The 21,737-nt window shown below is 48.9% G+C and carries 25 protein-coding genes, 7 tRNA genes and 1 rRNA gene; 2 read left to right on the top strand and 31 right to left on the bottom strand.

Annotation, left to right across the window (positions count from 1 at the left end; all coding sequences use genetic code 11):
* Nucleotides 1-52: 52 nt before the first annotated feature.
* The 9 genes from KNQ03_RS11470 to KNQ03_RS11430 all read right to left on the bottom strand — a co-directional run bounded on the left by KNQ03_RS11470 (nt 53) and on the right by KNQ03_RS11430 (nt 6,842).
* Nucleotides 53-1,411 carry a DUF4179 domain-containing protein gene (locus KNQ03_RS11470; protein WP_214724792.1) on the bottom strand — a complete coding sequence of 453 codons (1,359 nt, stop codon included), beginning with the start codon at nt 1,409-1,411 and terminating at the stop codon, nt 53-55.
* On the bottom strand, nt 1,386-1,928 hold the full coding sequence (locus tag KNQ03_RS11465) for a sigma-70 family RNA polymerase sigma factor (protein WP_050676900.1): 543 nt from the start codon (nt 1,926-1,928) through the stop codon (nt 1,386-1,388). The genes KNQ03_RS11470 and KNQ03_RS11465 overlap by 26 nt, the downstream gene beginning before the upstream one ends.
* A 102-nt stretch (nt 1,929-2,030) precedes the next feature.
* Nucleotides 2,031-2,468, bottom strand: a complete 438-nt coding sequence (locus KNQ03_RS11460) for a GNAT family N-acetyltransferase (protein WP_133208220.1) — start codon at nt 2,466-2,468, stop codon at nt 2,031-2,033.
* A gap of 107 nt (nt 2,469-2,575) precedes the next feature.
* The gene (locus tag KNQ03_RS11455) at nt 2,576-3,277 is read right to left on the bottom strand and encodes a YjjG family noncanonical pyrimidine nucleotidase (RefSeq protein WP_050676899.1); all 702 of its coding nucleotides are present in this window, start codon (nt 3,275-3,277) and stop codon (nt 2,576-2,578) included.
* Between the two features lie 2 nt (nt 3,278-3,279).
* Nucleotides 3,280-3,750: a DMT family transporter gene (locus KNQ03_RS11450; RefSeq protein WP_133208219.1), complete on the bottom strand. Its 471-nt coding sequence runs from the start codon at nt 3,748-3,750 to the stop codon at nt 3,280-3,282.
* Between the two features lie 12 nt (nt 3,751-3,762).
* Nucleotides 3,763-4,425, bottom strand: coding sequence for a Crp/Fnr family transcriptional regulator (locus KNQ03_RS11445; RefSeq protein ID WP_058713385.1), 663 nt, complete (start codon nt 4,423-4,425; stop codon nt 3,763-3,765).
* A 12-nt stretch (nt 4,426-4,437) separates the two neighbouring features.
* Nucleotides 4,438-4,863: a DMT family transporter gene (locus KNQ03_RS11440; RefSeq protein ID WP_023466686.1), complete on the bottom strand. Its 426-nt coding sequence runs from the start codon at nt 4,861-4,863 to the stop codon at nt 4,438-4,440.
* Nucleotides 4,864-5,058: 195 nt separating this feature from the next.
* On the bottom strand, nt 5,059-5,913 hold the full coding sequence (locus tag KNQ03_RS11435; protein ID WP_214724788.1) for a PPK2 family polyphosphate kinase: 855 nt from the start codon (nt 5,911-5,913) through the stop codon (nt 5,059-5,061).
* A 74-nt stretch (nt 5,914-5,987) separates the two neighbouring features.
* Nucleotides 5,988-6,842, bottom strand: coding sequence for an SDR family oxidoreductase (locus KNQ03_RS11430; RefSeq protein WP_214724786.1), 855 nt, complete (start codon nt 6,840-6,842; stop codon nt 5,988-5,990).
* A gap of 122 nt (nt 6,843-6,964) precedes the next feature.
* Here KNQ03_RS11430 and KNQ03_RS11425 point away from each other — a divergent pair, with 122 nt between their 5' ends.
* On the top strand, nt 6,965-7,297 hold the full coding sequence (locus KNQ03_RS11425) for a winged helix-turn-helix transcriptional regulator (RefSeq protein WP_231681699.1): 333 nt from the start codon (nt 6,965-6,967) through the stop codon (nt 7,295-7,297).
* 60 nt (nt 7,298-7,357) lie between these two features.
* Here KNQ03_RS11425 and KNQ03_RS11420 read toward each other — a convergent pair whose 3' ends face one another.
* From KNQ03_RS11420 to KNQ03_RS11405, 4 genes are all read right to left on the bottom strand, one after another.
* Entirely contained in the window at nt 7,358-8,350 is a 993-nt protein-coding gene (locus KNQ03_RS11420; RefSeq protein ID WP_214724784.1) for an NAD(P)/FAD-dependent oxidoreductase, read from the bottom strand.
* A gap of 64 nt (nt 8,351-8,414) precedes the next feature.
* Nucleotides 8,415-9,308: a phosphotransferase family protein gene (locus KNQ03_RS11415; RefSeq protein ID WP_214724782.1), complete on the bottom strand. Its 894-nt coding sequence runs from the start codon at nt 9,306-9,308 to the stop codon at nt 8,415-8,417.
* Nucleotides 9,305-9,787, bottom strand: a complete 483-nt coding sequence (locus KNQ03_RS11410; RefSeq protein ID WP_167507516.1) for a GNAT family N-acetyltransferase — start codon at nt 9,785-9,787, stop codon at nt 9,305-9,307. Before KNQ03_RS11410 ends, KNQ03_RS11415 begins: the two co-directional genes overlap by 4 nt.
* A gap of 13 nt (nt 9,788-9,800) precedes the next feature.
* Nucleotides 9,801-10,361 carry an isochorismatase family protein gene (locus tag KNQ03_RS11405; protein ID WP_149426614.1) on the bottom strand — a complete coding sequence of 187 codons (561 nt, stop codon included), beginning with the start codon at nt 10,359-10,361 and terminating at the stop codon, nt 9,801-9,803.
* Between the two features lie 129 nt (nt 10,362-10,490).
* Between KNQ03_RS11405 and KNQ03_RS11400 the strand changes: the two genes are divergently transcribed.
* Complete coding sequence (locus KNQ03_RS11400) at nt 10,491-10,664, top strand: hypothetical protein (RefSeq protein ID WP_156357224.1); 174 nt, start codon at nt 10,491-10,493, stop codon at nt 10,662-10,664.
* 38 nt (nt 10,665-10,702) lie between these two features.
* Here the strand turns inward: KNQ03_RS11400 and KNQ03_RS11395 are convergent, their stop codons facing one another.
* The 18 genes from KNQ03_RS11395 to rrf form a co-directional block, all read right to left on the bottom strand.
* On the bottom strand, nt 10,703-11,302 hold the full coding sequence (locus tag KNQ03_RS11395) for a short chain dehydrogenase (RefSeq protein WP_149426613.1): 600 nt from the start codon (nt 11,300-11,302) through the stop codon (nt 10,703-10,705).
* A 38-nt stretch (nt 11,303-11,340) separates the two neighbouring features.
* On the bottom strand, nt 11,341-12,108 hold the full coding sequence (locus KNQ03_RS11390) for an alpha/beta hydrolase (protein ID WP_214724780.1): 768 nt from the start codon (nt 12,106-12,108) through the stop codon (nt 11,341-11,343).
* A 23-nt stretch (nt 12,109-12,131) separates the two neighbouring features.
* Nucleotides 12,132-12,698 carry a hypothetical protein gene (locus KNQ03_RS11385; protein WP_050676888.1) on the bottom strand — a complete coding sequence of 189 codons (567 nt, stop codon included), beginning with the start codon at nt 12,696-12,698 and terminating at the stop codon, nt 12,132-12,134.
* A gap of 75 nt (nt 12,699-12,773) precedes the next feature.
* On the bottom strand, nt 12,774-14,570 hold the full coding sequence (gene glmS / locus KNQ03_RS11380) for a glutamine--fructose-6-phosphate transaminase (isomerizing) (RefSeq protein ID WP_064300436.1): 1,797 nt from the start codon (nt 14,568-14,570) through the stop codon (nt 12,774-12,776).
* Between the two features lie 412 nt (nt 14,571-14,982).
* Nucleotides 14,983-16,338: a phosphoglucosamine mutase gene (glmM, locus tag KNQ03_RS11375; protein ID WP_029343107.1), complete on the bottom strand. Its 1,356-nt coding sequence runs from the start codon at nt 16,336-16,338 to the stop codon at nt 14,983-14,985.
* 29 nt (nt 16,339-16,367) lie between these two features.
* Nucleotides 16,368-17,654: a CdaR family protein gene (locus KNQ03_RS11370; RefSeq protein ID WP_064300434.1), complete on the bottom strand. Its 1,287-nt coding sequence runs from the start codon at nt 17,652-17,654 to the stop codon at nt 16,368-16,370.
* Complete coding sequence (cdaA, locus tag KNQ03_RS11365; protein WP_050676886.1) at nt 17,654-18,514, bottom strand: diadenylate cyclase CdaA; 861 nt, start codon at nt 18,512-18,514, stop codon at nt 17,654-17,656. Before cdaA ends, KNQ03_RS11370 begins: the two co-directional genes overlap by 1 nt.
* A gap of 79 nt (nt 18,515-18,593) precedes the next feature.
* A complete protein-coding gene (locus KNQ03_RS11360) occupies nt 18,594-19,214 on the bottom strand; it encodes an anti-sigma factor (RefSeq protein WP_023466661.1) in 621 nt (206 codons plus the stop codon).
* 16 nt (nt 19,215-19,230) lie between these two features.
* Nucleotides 19,231-19,794 (bottom strand): RNA polymerase sigma factor SigW, encoded by a 564-nt coding sequence (sigW, locus tag KNQ03_RS11355; protein ID WP_023466660.1) that lies wholly within the window; start codon nt 19,792-19,794, stop codon nt 19,231-19,233.
* A 125-nt stretch (nt 19,795-19,919) separates the two neighbouring features.
* A complete protein-coding gene (gene rocF, locus KNQ03_RS11350) occupies nt 19,920-20,828 on the bottom strand; it encodes an arginase (protein ID WP_214724778.1) in 909 nt (302 codons plus the stop codon).
* 211 nt (nt 20,829-21,039) lie between these two features.
* Nucleotides 21,040-21,115 (bottom strand) — tRNA-Ala (locus KNQ03_RS11345).
* 9 nt (nt 21,116-21,124) lie between these two features.
* Nucleotides 21,125-21,196, bottom strand: a tRNA-Gly gene (locus tag KNQ03_RS11340).
* Between the two features lie 6 nt (nt 21,197-21,202).
* Nucleotides 21,203-21,275: transfer RNA gene (locus KNQ03_RS11335), tRNA-Lys, on the bottom strand.
* Between the two features lie 4 nt (nt 21,276-21,279).
* Nucleotides 21,280-21,363: transfer RNA gene (locus KNQ03_RS11330), tRNA-Tyr, on the bottom strand.
* Between the two features lie 37 nt (nt 21,364-21,400).
* Nucleotides 21,401-21,473: transfer RNA gene (locus KNQ03_RS11325), tRNA-Thr, on the bottom strand.
* Nucleotides 21,474-21,486: 13 nt separating this feature from the next.
* Nucleotides 21,487-21,561: transfer RNA gene (locus KNQ03_RS11320), tRNA-Glu, on the bottom strand.
* A gap of 2 nt (nt 21,562-21,563) precedes the next feature.
* Nucleotides 21,564-21,638 (bottom strand) — tRNA-Asn (locus KNQ03_RS11315).
* Between the two features lie 11 nt (nt 21,639-21,649).
* A 5S ribosomal RNA gene (rrf, locus tag KNQ03_RS11310) occupies nt 21,650-21,737 on the bottom strand; the annotation flags it as partial.

Genomic DNA, 21,737 nt, shown 5'->3' with positions numbered 1-21,737 from the left:
CTTTGTTGCTCACTGTTGATTCTAGTTCGACAGCATGCCAGGAGTCTCCTGTTTAATCGACGGTGAACGGAATCGGCTTCAAGTCGATTGGTGTATTCGTCACAGTGTTGGAATAGCCGGTTTGTAGATAGAAGTCATCGATTGCATCTATTTGTGACGCCGATAACGTGAACGTCGCCCGTAGTAGCTTTTGTTTCGCATCGATGACTTCAACAGTCGGTTTGATTTCGCGACCATCCGGTGGTTCGTTTCCTTGAATCAGGAACATACTGTTTTTAACATCCAACTTGATATCTGAAATTTTTTGATCCGAGTTCGTCAAGAAATCGACTTGTACGTGAGAACCGGACGTCTCTACCTTTTGAATCGTCATCTTCAATGGATGATGCGCATCTTGTTGCGTATAAGGGAAGGATGTCTTCTTTAGTGACAGCCAATGTGTCTTCGGTGAAAGGCTCAAAGAAGGATGCAACGTATAGGACCCGGATGGAATGACATAATTTCCGAATCGAATCCGCGAGACATCCGTTCGTTGCGACCCGGTAACTGTACCACTTACTAACGATGTTCCGACTGACCAGTTTTTGATGATTTCTTTCCCTTTATCATCAAATAGAGCCAGTTCTAGCCAATACTGATCCGCCTTCGGATAAACTGCCGTATAATCAAACGTCGTACTTGCCTGTCCTTTTGTCATCTGTTTCAACGTGATATCGACCGCATAATCAGGATTCTTCACCGTCGTATTAAACGTCTGTTCAATGGCTTGCAATCGTTTGACCGGAACCTCGAATTGCCAGTTCCCGTCTAGACCAAACATTTCCGAAATCACGAGTGGCACCTGCATGGAATCACTTAATTTCTGTAAGCCGACATCATATTCGATTCGCGCTTTCCAAACCTTACCGTCCTGTTTGAAATATGTCAGTTCTTGATTTTCAGTACCTTCGAATCGTTTATCCCCTTTGAACACTTCATAAAAAGCAGTTCGTTTCGTTTCGTTGACGTCTGGTACACCAGTTGCCGTCAAGTTCATCCCGATCGTCGTACCATCATAGTAGGCGTCGACGATCTTGATCGTAATGCCTTGATCCGTTACCGTCTGATCAATTGCTGTTGCAAGTTGTTTCTTCTCGATTTCCGTACCGACTGTGCCCTGTTCTATAAAGGGACGATACAGTCCACCAATCAATGGAACATGCGACATCGCGGAAGCGAACGGTGGAACGATGAACGTCGTCACGAATAGCGAGGCGGCAAGACCCGCAATGGCTACGTACTGTTTCCGACGAGGACGTACGTGTTGTCGTTCCGCTACACCTTGCGTAATGCCTTGACGAATCCGGTCTTGTAAGGCGTTCGTTGGAACAGGAATTTTTTCATAGTCATTTCGTAGATCGTGCTGTGCCATAATCCATTCCTCCTAACTGTATCTTCAATTCTTCGCGTCCTCGCTTTAAGTACGTCTTGACAGTATTGAGGGTAATGCCGATGAAGCTTGCGATCTCTTTCATCGGAATATCATGAAAATAGAAAAGAACTAAGACATCCCGATATTCTTTTCGCAAATGCGATAAAGCATGCACGAGATCGAGATGTTCGTCTCGCGATTGGTCTTCCTGTACCGGAACATGAAGTAAGATGTCATCTATTGGTTGTTGTTTTTCCAACACACGATAACAATTACGAATGAGGATTTTCGTGAGCCATGTCACGAAATGTTTCGGTTCCTTCACTTGTTCGATGGAGATGAACGCTTTATAAACTGTCTCTTGTACGACGTCTAAGGCATCGTGTTCGTTCTTCACATAAAGATATGCTGTTCGGTAGAGTTGTTCGCTATGTAGGAGCACCAATTGCTCAAACGCCGCTTCATCGTGCTTCATCGCACGGCGGACGAGTGTCGTGTGCTCGTTTCGTAAGTCCATCGTGTTCCCTCCCTTTACTTATTAGAGCATGATGAGCCGAGAAAAGTTTCAAAAAATATCCAAAAGAAAAGGACTCTTGCGTTTCAAGAGTCCCTCCATACTTCAAATGTCTAATCGTACTGCCATTTCCCGACCGAATCGATCCCCGTGGTCGATGAAGCCGAGACTCGCATACAGACGGTGTGCCGCCTGATTATCCGGTCGATAGCCGACGACGATTCGTTTTGCAGCAGGTAACGCGCGCATCTCGTCAATCACGGCTTGCATCGCTAATCGTCCGATCCCGTTTCCTTGCTGCGCTTGATCGATCATGATGCGGTAAATCCAGTAGCCGTCGAGTTCTTCTAGCTCCGTGTTGTACATCACAAAACCAACGACGGCTTCACCTGCCATGATCGCCCGAAGGACAAGGCTAGGTTCGAACTTCGCTTGCGCGATCGAGTAGACATTCGCTTCCATGAAGTCTTGCTGTTCTGCTGTCAGTGTCAGCTCACAACACGCTTCCCAGTTTTCTGCTGTTACCGGTACAAGTTGAATCATGTTCATTTCCCCTTTTAGTTAGACGGGAGTTGCCTCCAGCGTCTGTTGATCACATCGTTGCACAGTGATCGCCCCCTTTCCTTCTCTCTCCTATCGGTTGGTTTGATTCATTGTTGAAGGACTGCTGCGTTTTCAAGCAAAGCAGGTAGTTCGACTAACGAAGTAATCATAAACGTCGGCGTGATATCCGTTGCTGATTTTCCTTCTGGATTAAACCAACACGTTGCGATACCGGCTTGATTGCCACCTGCGATATCAGCTGACAAGGAATCCCCGACGATGATCGTTCGCGCTGGGTCGAATTGCGGAATTCGCGCAAACACATGATTGAAGAATCCTGCCATCGGCTTTTGAAAACCCGTCTCCTCTGAAACGAAAATCCCTTCAAAGAAGTCCGTTAATTCGGCGCCCTCGAGCCGTGCGCGTTGCGTCTTCGAAATACCGTTCGTGACGACGTACATCGTGACGTTTCCGGCTAGCTGCTCAAGCAACTCAGTCGCACCCGGAATCAATTCCGTTCCTTGTGCGAGATATCCGCGATACGTTTCGTCAACTTCTCGTCCGTCGACCGTCCGTCCTTCTTCCGCGAAGAACGTCACGAACCGCGAGTGAATGACTTCCTCGCGTGTCACCTCGCCTCGTTCGAGTGCTTTCCAAAGCGCTTGATTGAGTGCTTTATAGCGCGCTTCTCGCTCCGGCGTCCACTGCAAGTCTTGTTGCTCGAGCAGGCGGCGAAAGGCAATCCGTTCCGTCGCTTCAAAATCGAGTAATGTATGGTCAATATCGAATAATACCGTCGTGTAAAACATATTCAAGCTCCTTTTCGTACGTGTTGTACAGTCGTTGTTTTGCCACCTAATTGAAATAACAGAACTCCGCCACCAATCAATAGGACACCGAGTGCTTTCGTCCACGTAAACGGAACGGTCTGTAAACCGAACCAGCCGAGCGTATCCCATAGTAAGGCAAACAGGATTTGCGATACCATGACGATCGAAATCGCACGGCTCGGCCCGAGTTGTTGAACGCCTTGCGTCACACAGAGGACGACACCGACACCAATGATTCCGCTGAACCAAAACCAGGTTTGTGCCTCTTTTAGTGCAAATAGTTGTGATCCTTCGACGATCAAACCAATCATCAGTGAAGCGAGGAACCCGAGTCCAAGGACTAGTGTTGTCGTCGCCCAAGCGCCGACGTGTTCTTTGACTTTTGCGTTAAACGTATTTTGAATACAGACGAGCATGCCCCCACAAAGGGCAAGGATGATTCCCGTAACCATGTCGCACCTCCTTCATTCGTAAATGCTTTCTCCGACTCGCTCCATCAATCCGTCTCGATCAATGATCTCAATCGTATGCTGCGTCCGGCGAATCAACCCATCGTCGACGAACTGGCGTAAGACACGATTTACGTGACGATAACTCGTCCCGATCAAATCTGCTGCATCAACGAGTTCCTTACTTGCAAAAGCATCCGTATTAGGTGTCATCGACAGCAAATAACTGGCTAGCCGGACTTCGACCGGGTATAGCAGATTGAAGCTGAGCGTATGCGATTTCAATTCAAACTTTTTCGTGATCGTCTCGAGTAAAAATAATAGAAAGGCAGAATGATGTACACGTGCCTCTTCCAAATCCGGATAGGCGATGCGTAAGACGGTCACTGGTGTCACTGCCTCGACCGTGTTCATCAAATCAATCTTTCGGACGAACTCAATATCGCCGACGAGATCAAACGGATGCTTGAAGGACAACACGAGACGTTTCCCCGTTGCCGACATATGTGTGATCTTCAATTTCCCCTCGACGAGCAGGTAAAGTTCATGCGCAACATCGCCTTGTCGGCATAAAGCCTCACCCGGTGCGAACGTCTGGATGTGCATCGCCTTGCGTAGCGATGCATCAAAGACATGCGTTAACTGATACCGTTCCAAATAGGTCACAATGTCCGTCACTTCTTCTCCTCCTTAACTCTTTAAGATGAAGATGCCTGCGACCATCATCAAGATGCCAATGATCTGCGGTCCCCGCAGTCGACGTTTCATGACGCCGAACCAGCCTCTTCCGTCAATCCAGAGTGCAAGCGCTAATTGCGCCAACAAAAAGAGCGAAATCGTCAAGGTCACGCCCATCCGGTGGACAGCCGTCATGTTGCTGAATAATATGATCGCTGCAAAGGCACCGCCTGCCAGATAAAGCGGTTTGACACGTCGCATCGCTGAAAAACTGCGATCCCGTAAGACGATCGCTAAGAGGATCGCAACGATGAACCCGGTCATCTGGGTAATCGTCGCCGCTTGCCACGTACCGATCGTTTGACTAATCCGAGCATTAGCGACACTTTGAAGCGTCAAGAAAAAGCCACCAGCAATCGCAAATAAGACACCACGCATGTGCATACTCCTCTCCTGTTCCATGATACTTTCATTTAACGAGAGTCCTTCTGATTTGAACAGGACATTTGTCCTAAGATATGAAGAAGTTCATACTTTATGATGGCTAAAAAAGATTTCATACAAAGCCAAGTGTATCAAAAAAGCGATTCTTCTCAGCAAGAGAACAATCGCTTTTTTCTGTATTTAAGTGATTTATGCTTCTTCTTCCAATCGTTTAATCGCTTCATCTAGTTGTTCCTGATCCTCTTCCGACAACTTCGGATATTGCGGATCAATTTCCTTCAGGACGTCATTCATGACTTCGGTGACGATATAGCGGGAATACCATTCATCATCTGCTGGCAAGATGTACCACGGTGCATACGATGTCGACGTCGCTGAGACGAGCTCAGCAAAAATTTCATGGTATTCGTCCCAGTGCTTGCGTTCCTCAATGTCACTGAACGAGAATTCGAAGTTTTTCGTTGGATCCTTTAGACGAGTCAACAACCGTTGCCGTTGCTCCTCTTTTGAGACATGGAACAAAAACTTGACGACCCGGAAGCCGTTCTCGACGAGATAGCGTTCAAAGTCATTGATTTGGCGATAGCGCATCTGCCACACATCTCCGTCATTCGGCTTTTCTTCTTCCTCGAGCAAATCATGGATTCGTGGCGCAATGACTTCCTCATAATAGGAACGGTTCAAGATGCCGACTTCCCCTTTTTCCGGTAGTCCTTCGTGGATCCGCCATAGATAATCATGTTTTTGCTCCGTATCCGACGGTTTTTTAACGGAAATCGTCCGGAGTCCTTGTGCGTTCAAGTTGGAAAAGATGTAGCTGATCGCCTCATCCTTCCCCGCTGCATCAATCGCTTGCAGGATGACGAGGACGCCGTTCTTTTCTTCAGCATGCAACCGCCAGTGTAACTCTTGTAACGTCTCGACACTTTTGGGAATCCGCTTCTCTCGCAATTCCGCTTCCGAAATCTCATGTTTTTCTGATGTCGGGTAATTCGAAAACGAGACTTGCTCGCCTTCCTTAACACGATAGGATGACAGTTTCATGATAGGGTTCCTCCTTCAATTGCTTCTAAAAGAGGTTTACCCTACTCGTTCATCCTAAAAACGTTCAGATGAACTCATCTTTTAAAAAGGAGGCGTACTCCCTCTTCCAGCGTCGTCACGGGACGACCGAGTAATTCTTCAAAATCAGTACTTTCCACTGCAAGAGTCCCTGCTGCGATATCTGTCTGGATACCAGTCAGCATTGGAATCAAGAAGTCAGGTAAGCCGGCTGCTTGCATCCGCTCGCCATAGGTCGCGCCATCTACTTCATCTAAAGCGACCGGTCGGTTAAGCACTGTTCCGACTGCAGTCGCGAGTTCTGCTTGTGTATGCAACGGACCTGATAGTTCATAGATCGCTTTTGGATGCTCAAGTGTCAGTCCCGTCGCAATCGCTAGCGCATACTCATCTTGTAACGCCCATCCGACTTTGCCTTCACCTGCTGCCGTTAACCAGTCTGCGCCTTGTGCGACAGCCTCAATCGTTCCGAGTTCATTTTCGAGATACCAGTTGTTGCGGAAAAAGACATACGGGATACCTGTCGCTTGAATCGCTTCTTCTGTGACCCTATGTGTTCGCGCAAGTCCGTTTGTGCTGTGTGCCGCATTGGCGATACTCGTATAGCCGATCAGCTTGACGCCTGCCGCTTTTGCTGCCGTTACGGCGGCTTGATGTTGCCGGATCCGTGTTGCTTCTTCACCGTCCGTCGAGATGATCAGCAGACGATCGATGCCTTGAAACGCGTGTCCGAGTGTTTCTGGCTGATCGAAATCACCATGCCGGACGTCGATTCCTTGCGCTGCAAGCGACGCTGCTTTTTCAACGTCACGGACACTAACCGCTACATGTTCGTTACCGACTTCTTCACTGAGATGTTGCACGATCCGTGCACCTAATTTTCCGGTTGCTCCTGTAATTAACCATTTCATGATGAAACCACTCCTTTTAAGTTTGATGTTGTTCTTCATGATACGCCAGGTGATACACTAAAAAAAGTAGGCACTTATCTGAAACTAGGTCCCTCAAAACGAACCAATGGGAGAGGATGAACGTGGCTGTATTCGATTCAACGACCAATCAACGGACGGCTTGTCCAGTCACTCGGGTGCAACAGATGGTCGCTGGCAAATGGAAGATCATCTTGCTGTGGCACCTGACACACGGGACACATCGTTTTCATGAACTGCAACAATTAACAGGTATCTCTAAAGGAACATTGACGCGTCAGCTTCGCGAGCTCGAGGCGGATGGTTTGATTCAACGGCACGTCTTTGGCGAAGTTCCTCCTCGCGTTGAATATTCCCTGACGGATGCCGGACATAGTTTTTTACCGATTCTTGATCAAATGGCAGCCTGGAGTGAACAACACTTCCAAGCGGAATGATCGTGAGTAACAAAAAACATGCGCTTCTTCTCGATTCAGAAAAGAAGTGCATGTTGTCGTTCATTCCGTCGCTGTCACCGTCTGACGTAAGTGGGTATCAATCGCCTCCGCGACGCGTAATCCGGAGATGACAGCACTCTCGACGCGCGTCCGTCCTGACGCATCATCGGCTTCAAGGAACGCATCACCAGCAAGCCAAAGCGGATGTGCCGCCAGTTTCAAATGCGGTGTCCGGTAAACCGCGCGTGCCTGGGCGTAACGCCAACGCTTGAGCTGACGCGAGATAATCGTCACCGGTCCGAGTTGCTGTTGTAACAGACGCTCGACTTCAGCGAGTGTCTCTTCTTCCGGACGCGCGTACCAGTCTTCACTGAAGCGAGCTGTCATATAGACGCTCAAGAGTGTCGTCTTCGAAATCTGCTTCTCGGCATTATTGACGAGTTTTAGCATCCCATCGACGAGTTGTTCGTCTTGTAGGCCGACTTCCCCGATCGTCAGTCGCTCTTTGATTTCAAACAGACCCACGAATGTCGGCTCGAACGTCACTTGGCGCAACTGCTCATGATCGTCATCTCCAAGCGCCAGATCAGAAGACTGCAACAGTTCATATGCTTGCGGCACAGGCGCCGTCACGAGTAACGCATCATACGTACCTTGATGATCCGTCGCTTGTGTGACGAGTTCGCCTTCCGTTGCCGTAATATGCGTGACCTGTTCATTCAACTGGACAGGAATCCCTCGACCAATGGCTTGTACGAGTTGATTCATGCCGTTCGTCGCGACATAGCGTGGAAAATCCGTTCCGAACCACTTACGAACCCATCCCTTCTCAAGCCATTCGTCGACTTCGCGTTCCAACTCTTCCGTCCGAACCGTGAAGAAGACGGCACCATGATCCGCTGTTCCTTGATCAATCCGACGAGTTGCCATTCGCCCCCCGACGCTCTGGCTTTTTTCGATGATTTCAACAGCATGTCCTGCTGCCTGCAATTGACGTGCCGCAAAGATTCCGGCGAGTCCACCACCGATGATTCCGATTCGTTTCCCTGTCATCTCGCTTCCCCCTCATATTCCTCATTTCCCTAAGTATAGAGGTTTCTTCCAAGACATGGGTGAATCAATACCCGTCCGATATGCTCGTCGTTTGTAATTCCTGCTCGATGAGCATGATGTTCTCCTCAAAGAACGCCCGGTGCTCTTCTAGTCCACGTTTGATGCACCAGCCAACGGCCGTGAGTGCTTCCCACAAGCGATAGTATGCTAGATACGTCTCAATCGGCACGTCTGGGTGTAACGTCGCGTATCCTTCTTGAAATGCCGTGACGTAAATGGAACCGAACGTATTGAGATTACGGACGATCTTCGTGAAGTCCATCTCGACGGCCCCGTAGCGGGTCGTCTCGAAATCGATCACCCCTGTGACTTGATCACCTACCGTCAGTAAATTTGCTAGGCGGAAGTCACAATGTGTGGCAACGGGACGTGAAGGCTCCGGTAACGACTGTTCTCGTCTGACTAACTCTGTTTGGATGTTCTCTAAAAAAACCGGATCGAGTTCGGTCGTGATGAACGGCATGAATCCATCGAGTTTTTCATTCCGGAAGCGTCGCCAGTCCTGAACCGGATAGGCATAAAATCCATCTTCCGTATACTCGCCGTAAGCTTCTCCTGTACACGTATGCAGCATTGCGAGCGTTCGACCAATTTCGTACGCCAATTTTTTAGTCATCGTGACCGGTGCCTGTCCCGGTAAGGCAGCAAGCACGAACGACCCGGTCGTCTGCCCAGGAGCTGCTTCAGCTAAGATGTGCGGCACGGGTACAAACCCTTTTAGTACACGAATCCAGCCACGCTCTCGGTACCACTTTTCAGCCGTATAGGGACGCTTCAAGAAGACGATCTGACCATCCGTTAGGACGAGACGATCGACTTCAGAACTATACGATTCGTCGACAGTCGCGCATGTTGCGACGTCGAGTTGAAAATGTTCAATCCATTCGTCTCGTGTCATTCCGTCGTCCCCACTATTTTCTGTAGCGTTTCACCTGGTAGACCGTCAATCGGTCCAACATAGGTCGATTCAAAACCTAATCCGATCAAAATACGGCGCGACGCTTCATGTGCTGGATCAATCGTCGCCGTGACGACCTGTAGCTCTTCTTCTGTCGCTAACTGTAAGAGACGCTCTGCAATCGCTGTGCCGTATCCGCGTCCCCACTGATCGGGTAGCAGCATGTAACCGAGCTCTGCTTCAAACGGTTGCGTTTGACTCCGGGTCATGTGCCCAATTCCAATCCATGTCTCTTCGGTATAAATCAGATACGATCCGAGTCGGTCGTGCTGCTGTTGTTCAAGGATTCGCTCAAAGCGTTGTTTCGTTTCCGTATCTGTTAATGCCTGTTCCGTGATGTAACGCATGACACGTTCATCTTGGACGAGCGTCGCGTAGCGATCGTAATCAGACGCTGTTATTTTTCGTAATTCAATCATCTTATTCTCCTCTTCATGTCCGGTAGTCATTGTGGATTGGGGTGAAGACATCTTCCGTCGACGGACGAACGATCGCAAAATGTTCGACGTTATAATGACCGTGCAAGACTTGATTGTGGTGGGCGATCATTTGCTCCGGCGTCAGGACATCGGACCCGTTCGTCGTATGCCCATCGGCGACGAGTGTGACATCAAAGCCATGCACCGTCGCACTGCGCACCGCGGTATCGATGCAGTGTTCCGTCTTACAGCCTAAGACGATCAGATGTTCAATCGATGCTTGGCGTAGATAATCGAGCAAGGGGGTGCCATGAAACGCATTCGTCGCCGCTTTATCGAACGTGACACTGGAAGCTGGAACGGGAATCGAGTCATGGACTGCAAACCCAGGTCCAATTCCACCAGCGACGTCCAGATCCCGAATGAAGACGATCGGGATGTTCCGTTCGTCTGCTTCAAGTACGACTGCTTCGATGACATGCGCGACTTGTTCTTTTAAGTATACCGGACGTTCTTCCGTGTTTCCGTCGACGAGTTCCTTTTGAAAATCAATCACTAGGACCGCTTGTTTCATCGTCATGTTCCTCCTTGTAAAATCGACTGCTTGTTTCCTTCCCGTTCATCTGAATGATTTCCTGCTCCTGACAGACGCGAAACTTTTTAGCTGTTGGATTCGTTAAGAAGAAGGAAAGGATGTGTCTGGATGATTTGGTTTGGCGTCATCTTCTTATGTGTGCTTCTCGTCAATCTGACACTGGAGAAACTGATCATGAACCGGACGATGACTGGTCGTTGGTTCGTACGCAACTTACTCATTTGTCTCGGGATCACTCTATTACTATTCGGAATCGAACGTTATGTCATATCCGGATTCTAAAAAAGCAGATAGCGATTTTCGCTACCTGCTTTTTTTAGTTAATAGACTTCGTAATTTTGCCCCGTCTGCGCCCCTTCGACACTCTTTTCGAACGCGGTCGCGACACGTGACGCCGGAACGGCTTCAAAACCACGGAAGAAGGGTCCGTACTTCTCGAGCGACTCAATCAGTACGTTCGGACTGACGCTGTTGATTCGAATACCTCGTGGCATCTCGATTGCTGCTGCATGAACGAACGCTTTAACCCCACCGTTTGCAAGCGCTGCGGATGCGCCTTGGCGAATCGGATCGTCCATCATGATGCCGGTCGTCAGCGTAAAGCTTCCTCCGTCTCGTACTGACGGTAAACCAAGTAGGACCAGATTGACCTGACCTTTTAGTTTACTGTCGATTCCAATTTGATTAAGCTCCGGTGTTAAGTCCGTCAATGGACCAAAATGAGCGCCACCTGTGGCACTGATAACAGCATCAACAGAACCGACTGTTTCATACATCGCTCGGATACTTGCTTCTGACGTAATATCGACTTGCACATCCGCTCCGCTTCGTCCGGCACGAATGATGTCATGCCGCTCACTCAGCCGTTCGACGACTGCCTGCCCAATCGTTCCGCTTGCTCCTACTACTAAAATTCGCATGATCCCTTCCCCTTTCACGTCTAGCTTACCTATCTAGCCTACTGCACAGCAGCTGATGGTTTCAAGGAATCTACCGGATGCGTCTTCAAGAAGACGAGGATTTCTTCGAATAAACGTTGTTTATCCCGATCGAGCGTTAGTAAATGTTTACTGTTCGGAAGAAGGACCTTCTTCTGATCTCGGCTCGGCACTGTCGTTTCGATTCGATTGAGACTCGCATGATAGACGGCATCATCTAAGGCACCAAGGAACAAGGCGATGGGTTGCGTGATTTTCGGCAAGACGACTCCTGTGTCGAGAATGAACTGTTGCAGTGCCCGTAAGTCTTTCTCCGGGCGTGGAAAATGACGGTCGACAAAGTCTACGATCCACTCCGGTGAACGATCGTCAAATTGAAAATACCGTTCTGTATACCGACGGACGCGGTGCTCGAGTCCCGCAATCGTCCGCTCAAGAATCGGCGTCGAGAGTAAGATGAGTCCGGCACATCCTGACTGTTCTGCCAGTCGAAGTGCCATCACTCCACCGAGTGATTGTCCGATCAAAAAGATGTCGGTGTATCCTCGATCTTGTAAAAAGGAAAGTCCGACTTGCGCGGACTGCCAGACGTCTTCGATCGTCGTCGCAAACAACCGCTCCGGCGATTCCCCGTGCCCGGCGTAATTGGGCGCGTAACAGGTGTACCCAGCTGCATGTAAAAAACGAGCGAGGCCCCGCATCTCATTCGCACTACCGGTAAAACTGTGCAACAACAAAATAGCAGGACCAGGTCCTTCTAAGTACAGATCCTTTGATTTCGTAATCAAGTGCGCACCTCCTTTTCATCTCTTCACACTTCCTCTACCGAAGCATCCTCCCGTAACGATTCTATAATCCGAAAGCCTGGGTAGTCCGCTTCGGATCGTCGTTCGCCACTTGACCGATAATAGGCATTCCAGTAACTGATCATCCGGTCTTCGATTCGCTTCATGTATGCCGGATCATCCTCGACGAATCGCTGCTTCACTTCCGGATCCCATTGCTCGATTGCGGGTACGATGATGTCGACGATGTCACGGACGTATTCACTAGCAAGTTCGATGATATAGGCGAGAACCCATCCGTCGTGCGGATGGTTTTTAAGTAACTGCTGGAGATAATACTCACGAACATGACCATCATGGTGACGGGTGTAAAGACAAAATAACATCGTCTGTTGCGTCGACGTCAGCTGCTTAATTCGCTCCGCGTCGACCTCTGATAAGTACAAACGCGTCGGAATCTGTATCCGTTCCTGCTCCAGTCTCATTTCAATCGATCCGGATGATAAACGTGTCCAGGCAAACGGTAGACACGCTTTAACGACCCGAACGTCCTGTTCATATCGTTTAGGAAATGCAGCAATCCAGCGATTCATCTCGTTCTCCTCCTAATATAAAAACTCCAAACGACAGACGCTTACACGCCTGTCATTTGGAGTCGATTTGTTTCCTTATTCAACCGTTACTGACTTCGCCAAGTTACGTGGCTTATCGACGTCACAGTCGCGACCGAGTGCCGCGTAGTATGAGATCAATTGAAGTGGTAAGACCGACAAGAGCGGTGACAAGAGTGGCTCGACTGCTGGGATGACAAATGCATCTGTTGGCAATTCAAGACCTTCTGCTGCGATGACACACGCGTTTGCCCCACGTGCGACGACTTCCTTGACGTTCCCACGGTTGTTGAGGTGAACGTGTGGTTGTGTCACGAGCGCGATGACTGGTGTGTTGTCTTCGATCAAAGCGATCGGACCGTGCTTGAGCTCTCCACCCGCGTATCCTTCTGCTTGGATATACGAGATCTCTTTGAGTTTCAATGCACCTTCCATCCCGACGTATGCATCTTGTCCACGACCGATGAAGAACGCGTTACGTGACTCAGACAAGTATTCTGTCGCGATTTCTTGGAAACGATCTTTTTGAGACATGACTGATTCCATCGCACTTGAGATTTTACCGAGTTCCTTCATGAGATCGAAGTTGACGGCAACCCCTTTTGCTTGAGCAAGGTCAAACGCAAGGACAGCAAGAACAGCGATTTGAGCTGTATACGCTTTTGTTGAAGCAACGGCGATTTCTGGACCTGCGTGGAGCAACAATGTTGCGTTCGCTTCACGTGACAATGTTGATCCTGGAACGTTCGTGATCGTCAGTGCCGGGTGACCGAGTTTCTTCGCTTCGACGAGAACGGCACGGCTATCCGCTGTTTCACCTGATTGTGAAAGGAAGAGGAAGAGCGGTTTCTCTGTCAATAATGGCATGTTGTATCCGAACTCAGAAGAGATGTGAACTTCTGTCGGGATGCCTGCGATTTGTTCGATCAACTGTTTTCCGATCAAACCAGCATGGTAGCTTGTTCCGCAACCGATGATATAGACACGGTCACGACCGAGTACGAGATCACGGACCGATTGGTCGAGTGTGATGTCGCCTGCTTCGTTTTGATATTTTTGAACGATGTTACGAATGACCGCTGGTTGCTCATCCATCTCTTTGAGCATGTAGTGCGCGTACGTTCCTTTTTCGATGTCTGATGCATCGATTTCAGCCGTGTACGCTTCACGCTCTTGGACGTTCCCATCGAGATCTTGGATCGTGACGCTATCACGCGTCAAGATGATCATCTCGCCATCATGCAACTCGATGAATTGATCCGTTACTTGTAACATTGCCATTGCGTCTGACGCGACAACGTTGAACGTACCATCACCGAGACCAACGAGAAGTGGTGATTTGTTTTTTGCGACGTATAAGACGTCTGGATTTTCAGCATCGATCAATGCGAGGGCATACGAACCGTGCAAGACACGGAGTGTTTGACGGAATGCTTCCGCGACGTCACCTGTCTCGTTGAAGTTCTTTTCGATCATCTGAACGATGACTTCTGTATCCGTGTCGCTGAGGAGATCGACATTCAATTCTGCTTTTAGCTGCTCATCGTTCTCGATGACGCCGTTGTGCACGAGTGTGAAACGTGCTGACGCACTTTGGTGCGGGTGCGCGTTTGGTACGCTTGGGACACCGTGTGTCGCCCAGCGTGTGTGTCCGATTCCGACTGTGCCGTCTGCATCAGCAGGAACGACTTCGCGTAGCGCAGCAATCCGGCCTACTTCTTTGTGGACTTGAACGCCGTCGTTGACGAACGCAAGACCTGCCGAGTCATAGCCGCGGTACTCGAGCTTCTCGAGACCTTTTAATAAAATTTCCTTCGTGTTGACCTGTCCGATCATACCTACGATTCCGCACATGTTACATCTCTCCATTTACAAGTATTTCCCTAAAGAGGAAACGGCTCTTGTTGAGAGGATCCCGATCGGTCTGTTTGTCCGTCCAATCACTTGAACGATTTCAGAACGATTTACGGTATGGATCTGGTACCGGGAGGCATCCGCCGAATGATTCGATAAACCTCCACCTCGTCAGCTTTCATCCTACGAAGAAAGCCCTGGCGCTTCTTGTTTCCGTCTGACCCCGTTTCTGTCCGACTTCACCATCATACGAACTTTAATGTGAAAAAGCAAGAAAGGTAACGTATTTGTAACTATTCCCGATATTTTTCTAATCAATACGTATAATCCCTATATTTTGTAAAAATCTCAATCTGTTTTTCTAAAATAATTGTAAAAAAAGAAGCAGAGCAATCGCTCTGCTTCGGGCTACTTAGTTTTCTTGTAACGCGTAGTTCTCACGAACGACGTTCGCGATCCGCTCGACGTATGCATCACATGCTTCTTGTGTCGGAGCTTCTGCCATGACACGAACGAGTGGTTCTGTTCCTGACGCACGAACGAGGATCCGTCCATTCCCCGCCATCTCTGCTTCGACTTCAGCAATGATTGCCTGCACGGCAGGACCGCTCATTGCGCCATTTTTGTCTGAAACACGGATGTTTACGAGACGTTGTGGGAAGATCGGCATCTCAGCTGCAAGTTCCGATAACTTCTTCCCTGTCGCTTTCATGATTTGCAACAACTGGACGCCTGACAACATGCCGTCCCCTGTCGTTGAGTAGTCCATGAAGATGATGTGCCCCGACTGTTCGCCACCGAGTGTGTAGTCGTTCTTACGCATCTCTTCGACGACATAACGGTCACCGACTGCTGTCTGAAGCGCCGTCATCCCATTTTCTTCGACGGTTTTATGGAAACCAAGGTTACTCATGACCGTCGCGACGATCGTGTTGTCTTTCAGACGACCGAGTTCGTTCAAGTATTTTCCGCAGATGAACATGATTTTATCGCCATCGACGATATCGCCGTTCTCATCGACTGCAATCAAGCGGTCGCCGTCTCCATCAAACGATAAACCAACGTCTGCGCCTTTTTCCTTAACGAAGGCAGCGAGATGTTCAGGGTGTGTCGAACCGACACCATCATTGATGTTGAGTCCGTTCGGAGTTGTACCGATCGTCGATACTTCTGCTTCCAAGTCACCGAATAGACGTGGTGCGAGGCTTGACGTCGCCCCGTGTGCGCCGTCGATCGCGACATGGATGCCTGAGAAATCTTCATCCGATGTCTGACGAAGCATGTGGAGATATTTCTGAGCCCCTTCATAGTAATCATGAACGAAGCCGAGTTCTTTTCCGGCTGGGCGTGGCAATGTATCTTCTGCTTCATCGAGTAATGCTTCGATTTCAAGTTCTGTTGCGTCATCGAGCTTAAAGCCGTCTGAACCGAAGAACTTAATCCCGTTATCTTCCACTGGATTGTGCGATGCAGAGATCATGACTCCGGCTGTCGCATCCATCGTTTTTGTCAGGTATGCGACACCTGGTGTCGAGATGACACCAAGACGCATGACTTCTGCACCGATTGATAACAGACCCGCGATAAGTGCATTCTCAAGCATTTGACCAGATACACGTGTATCGCGTCCAATCAAGACTTTTGGTCGTGTGCTTTCGTGTTTCGTCAACACGTAACCACCTGTTCGACCGAGGCGATACGCAAGTTCCGGTGTCAATTCTACGTTTGCGACGCCGCGTACGCCGTCAGTTCCAAAATACTTACCCATGTGTTATTTCCTCATTTCACTAATTTGTTTTAATTGGTCGGAATGGATGTCCGGGGAATCGCTTTTAATGTGACATCCATATTATCCGGACGCAGGACATCAAAGGCTTTTGATGTCTGATACGAGATCGGCAATCCATGCGTTCCTTCTTTTAATCCTGTCACGTCGATGACCGCTTTGATATCCGTCGCATCAATCGATGCTAAATCAGATTCTTTCCCACGGACGACGACATCAATCGTTTGATTATAATCAATCGTATACTTTGATTCATCGAATCCATTCAACGTGACCGTCACACCCGGAATCGTTTTCTCCGCTCGATCCTCGACGGTTTCTGTCGTCGAATTGGCATTTTCTTTTTCGACGACGATATTGACGGTGACCTGTGTCGGATCCATCGCTGTCGCGTTTTCCGGTTCGACGAGTTTGACGGTTTTTTCCGTCGTCTTCGTCAATCCTTTGAGCGAGACCGCTTCTGTATCAACAGAACCGATACGCTCTAGTTCTTCTTTTGTTCCATATAGACGAGCTTCCGTTGTGACGGGAACGATCTTGACGACAGTATACCCTTTTTTAACGTTGTCTTTTGTCTTCACATTAATCGGTACCGTCTTACTTTCCTTATAGATCGGTACTGTGATTTCTAATTGTTCCGGTTGATAAGATGCACTGATCGTATTCCCGTTCGTGTCAGTCGCTTTAGCATTGAACGTCTCTTTGAACGTCTCTGCCCGACCGGTCACATCGATCGGTACTTGGATTGCTGAAATCGCCTGTAACTTCTCCGCGCCTCCTGTGACTTCAACAGTTTGTTGGTTCGGTTGCGCTTCTCCAGCGACATATCCTTCAGCGATTTTGTTTTTATTGAGTAATGCGACTTGTACCGGTACTTCCTTTGTAATTTTCTTATCGAGGAAAACTTCAATCGTCTCCTGTTTCGGTGTCACCTCGACATCTTTTCCGAAGCCGGTTGCTGTGACACGGACACGATGATAGCCAGGGTCGAGTCCTTTCAAATCAATCGATAATCCAAAATCCTGAACGAGCCGGAGCATCGTCAAGCTACTCGACGGCCCTTTGACGGTCACTTCCATACTATCTGGAATATTATAGGCGACCCACTGCGATTCATCATACTGGACCGTGACCGGCACGTCAAATTTCGTCGAACCTTGTCCCGCGATCGGTAATAGACTAGCGGCATCACTTTTTCCCGTCGTATTCGAACCTGCGACCATCAAATACAACATGACGGCTAAGGCGACGGCAACGATGCGTAAAAACCAGCGTTCATTGAACCACTTTTCGAACATTATTTTTTCGCCCCCATCCAGTTCAAGAAGGAAGTATTCGTCGGTTCGGCCTTGACGATCGTCTCAAGTAACTTCGTCCGTAAGGATTCTTCGTCGAGTTCCCGGTACAGACGTCCATTGATGGCGAGTGAGACACCACCCGTTTCTTCCGAGACGACGAGCGTGACGCTATCCGTCACCTCACTGACACCGATGGCAGCGCGGTGACGTGTTCCAAGCTCTTTTGAGATATGTGCACTCTCAGACAGCGGTAAGTAACAAGCGGCTGCTGCTAACTTGCCTTGCTGGACGATGACGGCACCATCATGTAAGGGTGTATTCGGAATGAACAAGTTGATCAGCAACTGACTCGTGATTTGTGAACCGAGCGGAATGCCCGTCTCCACGTATTCACTCAGTCCTGTCTCGCGTTCAATCGTCACGAGTGCTCCGATACGCCGTTTTGACATGTACTGAGCAGACGATACGAGTGCATCGACGATTCGAACTTGTTCATCTTCATCACTGATGGCACTACGTGAGAAAAATTTACTCGTTCGTCCTAAGTGTTCCAGTCCACGTCTTAGTTCGGGTTGGAAGATAATGATGATCCCCAGTAACCCGTAGGTGATGATTTGATTCAATAAGAATTGCAATGTTTTGAGTCCAAAAAAGCCACTCAAGAACCAACTGATCAAAATGACCGAGATCCCTTTAATGAGCTGGACTGCTTTTGTTCCTTTGACAATGATCATGAGACGGTAAATGACGAACGTCACGACCGCAATATCAATCACGTCATTAATATAATCGTACCAATGTACGTTTTCTCCCAGTTTCAACAATTGAAATTGAAGTGGTTGCCAGCTGAAGTAATTCACCAACCGTGCCCCCTAACTCATCTGATTTAAACAGTTTCCATTATAGCACAAAGGGACGAGTTCGACTCGTCCCAGCTGATTATTGAAATAGACGCTTGATTCCGTACCAAACGCGTTCGAATAATTGATCAATTTCCTTGATTTCTCCGGTCACGCTACCAGCACTCGCCGTGTAAGCTTTCCCGTCAACGGTCATGACATCGCCATTGACTTTCCCTTCGATTCGGACGTTCCCACCTTCGACATATAGATCTTGATCGACCGTGACGCCTTTCGGGACGACGACCTCGCCATTTTGAGCGACGATACCTGGTGCATTCGTATAGGATAAGTCATGTTCTTCTTGTGCCATATAACCACCTAGGCTACCGACCGACAAGAGTAAGAAAACAGCCGCTGCCGCGAGCAATGGGTACTGCTTCATCTTCCCTCCAAAACGAGACGGTTGCGGTTGGTGCAGCAAAGCAGCGCTTGGCGTCTCCACCTGTTCAGGCAATTGTGCCAGCACGCGGGATGTAAAATCTGCCGATAATTTAGGCGCTGGAAGTTGACGCAGTCGAGCATCAAGGAGCCGATACTCTTCGAACTCGTCCATCGCGTCTACTTCTCGTAACTCTGCTTCTAATCGCTCGAATTCCTCAGGTGGTTGGTTTTGGTCTAAATAATCCTGGATCCGTTCATGTACATGCTCTCGTGACATGGTGAGTTCCTCCTTCTCATCGTTTAGCAAAATGCTTCTTCAGCGCTTCTCGTCCACGATGAATTCTAGTTTTGACAGTAGCGACAGGTAATTCGATCATTTCACTGATTTCCTTTAGCGAAAGATCCTCTACATATTTCAGGACGAGTGGGACACGGTATTTTTCTGGTAAAGCCGCAATCGCGTCCCCGACTTCGTTTCGTTGCTCGTTATCGACCACTTGGTCCTCCGGCAAGGTGTCCTTGCTCTCGAGTTGTGAATACAATGTCAGTCCTTCAGTACCTGACATCTCAGCATCAAGAGAATAATCAGGTTTCTTTTTCCGTAATCGGTCAATCGATACGTTCGTGACGATTCGGTACAACCAAGTCCGGAACTTCCATTGTGCATTATACGAATCAATTTTCGTAAATACACGGATGAAGGCTTCCTGTGTCGCATCCTCCGCTTCCATTCGATCGCGCAAGACACGGAAAGCCACAAGAAAGGCACCTTCCTTATATAGATCAACAAGTGCCGCGAATGCATCACGGTCTCCCTGTTTCACTCGCTCAATTAAGCGTAGTGTCGTTTCTTCCACTTTGAATACCCCCCGCTCTATGCGGTCAATCTCTTATACGAAGTCGACCGACAAATGTTTCATCTCCTTTTAAATTGTAACAAAAAAAACTTGAACCCCGATGAAAAGAGTTCAAGTTCTATCCATTATTTTACTAAGCGATGTGTTTCCATTGCCAAAAGTAGATCTCCGATCAGTTCATTCGCAAGTTCTGCTGTTCCGTTTCCTTCTTCAAGCAACGGATTCACTTCAACGAATTCAGCTGCAATGAAGTCTTCTGCCGTTGCGCAATGCTTGAGCACCGTCTTCGCATCGTCTAAGAAAATGCCATCGGCGACACGTGTTCCTGTACCGACGACGAGCGATGGATCGAGACCATCCATATCAAAGCTAAGATAGAACGCATCCGTCGTTTCCTTCAAATAGGCAATCGCTTCTTCCATGATTGCGTCCATTCCCCGAGTTCGGATCGCTTCCATATCATAGACACGAATACCAAGACGATCGATCAGCTCTTGTTCCCCTGGATCAACGTCACGTAATCCGATGAAGACGAGGTGTTCCGGTTGCAGCTTGATATCTGTTCCTCCGACTTCCGTTAAACGCTGATGTCCTTCCCCAAGGGCTACAGCGAGCGGCATACCGTGGATGTTACCAGACGGTGATGTTTCCGGTGTATTCAAATCACCGTGTGCATCGAACCAGATGACGCCAAGACGTGGTACAGTCTGACGTAACCCTGCAATCGTTCCGATCGCCATGCTGTGATCACCACCGACTAATAACGGAAAACGTTGCTCCGATAACGCATCACGTACAATTAGATGCAAGTCATTCGTCGTATGGACGACGCCTTCAAGACGTTTCAGCTTCGGATCTTCTTCTCGAACCGCATCCTCGGATAAGACAGCCGCTTCCCCGTAGCGTACTGCTTCTTGTCCCCGTGCTTCGAGTGTCGCGAGTAGACCCGCTTTTTCGACAGCAGCAGGTCCGTGTTCAGTGCCCGGCTTTCCTTGTCCATAACGGTACGGTACGCTGATATACGCAATGTTCATACGATATTCCCCCTATGTCATAGTCACTTCTACACATATTGTAAGCGGTAACAAACAAGTGGTTCAACTCAACAAAAAAACGCATGAATATACAAAAAAACACCGTGAAGGGAATCACGGTGTTCTTGCGTACGTACTCTGGTTATGCTTGGCATTTCATATAAAAAAAACTTAAGACGAACGAAACTCGCTTAAGATCTTTAAATAAAATTGGTGGAGCCTAGCGGGATCGAACCGCTGACCTCCTGCGTGCAAGGCAGGCGCTCTCCCAGCTGAGCTAAGGCCCCAAAAGAAAAAGCGGAAGACGGGATTCGAACCCGCGACCCCGACCTTGGCAAGGTCGTATTCTACCACTGAACTACTTCCGCAAGAAATGAGCCATGCAGGATTCGAACCTGCGACCCTCTGATTAAAAGTCAGATGCTCTACCAACTGAGCTAATGGCTCGACATGGTGGGGGGGGGCGGATTCGAACCGCCGAACCCGAGGGAGCGGATTTACAGTCCGCCGCGTTTAGCCACTTCGCTACCCCCCCAGTTTGTCTAGGAAACTTATACAATTGAGAAAAACAGTGCCGGCAACAGGAGTCGAACCCGCGACCTACTGATTACAAGTCAGTTGCTCTACCAGCTGAGCTACACCGGCACAAAAAGTATAATGGTGACCCGTACGGGATTCGAACCCGTGTTACCGCCGTGAAAGGGCGGTGTCTTAACCGCTTGACCAACGGGCCATTGGCTCCGCAAGTAGGATTTGAACCTACGACCTACCGGTTAACAGCCGGTTGCTCTACCACTGAGCTATTGCGGAATAAATTAAATGCCTGGCAACGTCCTATCCTCACAGGGGGAAGCCCCCAACTACTTTCGGCGTTCAAGTGCTTAACTTCCGTGTTCGGCATGGGAACGG

This window comes from Exiguobacterium sp. s143 (assembly GCF_018618895.1).
GTDB classification, from domain to species: Bacteria; Bacillota; Bacilli; order Exiguobacteriales; family Exiguobacteriaceae; genus Exiguobacterium_A; species Exiguobacterium_A abrahamii.
This window is presented reverse-complemented; position numbering and strand designations above follow the sequence as displayed.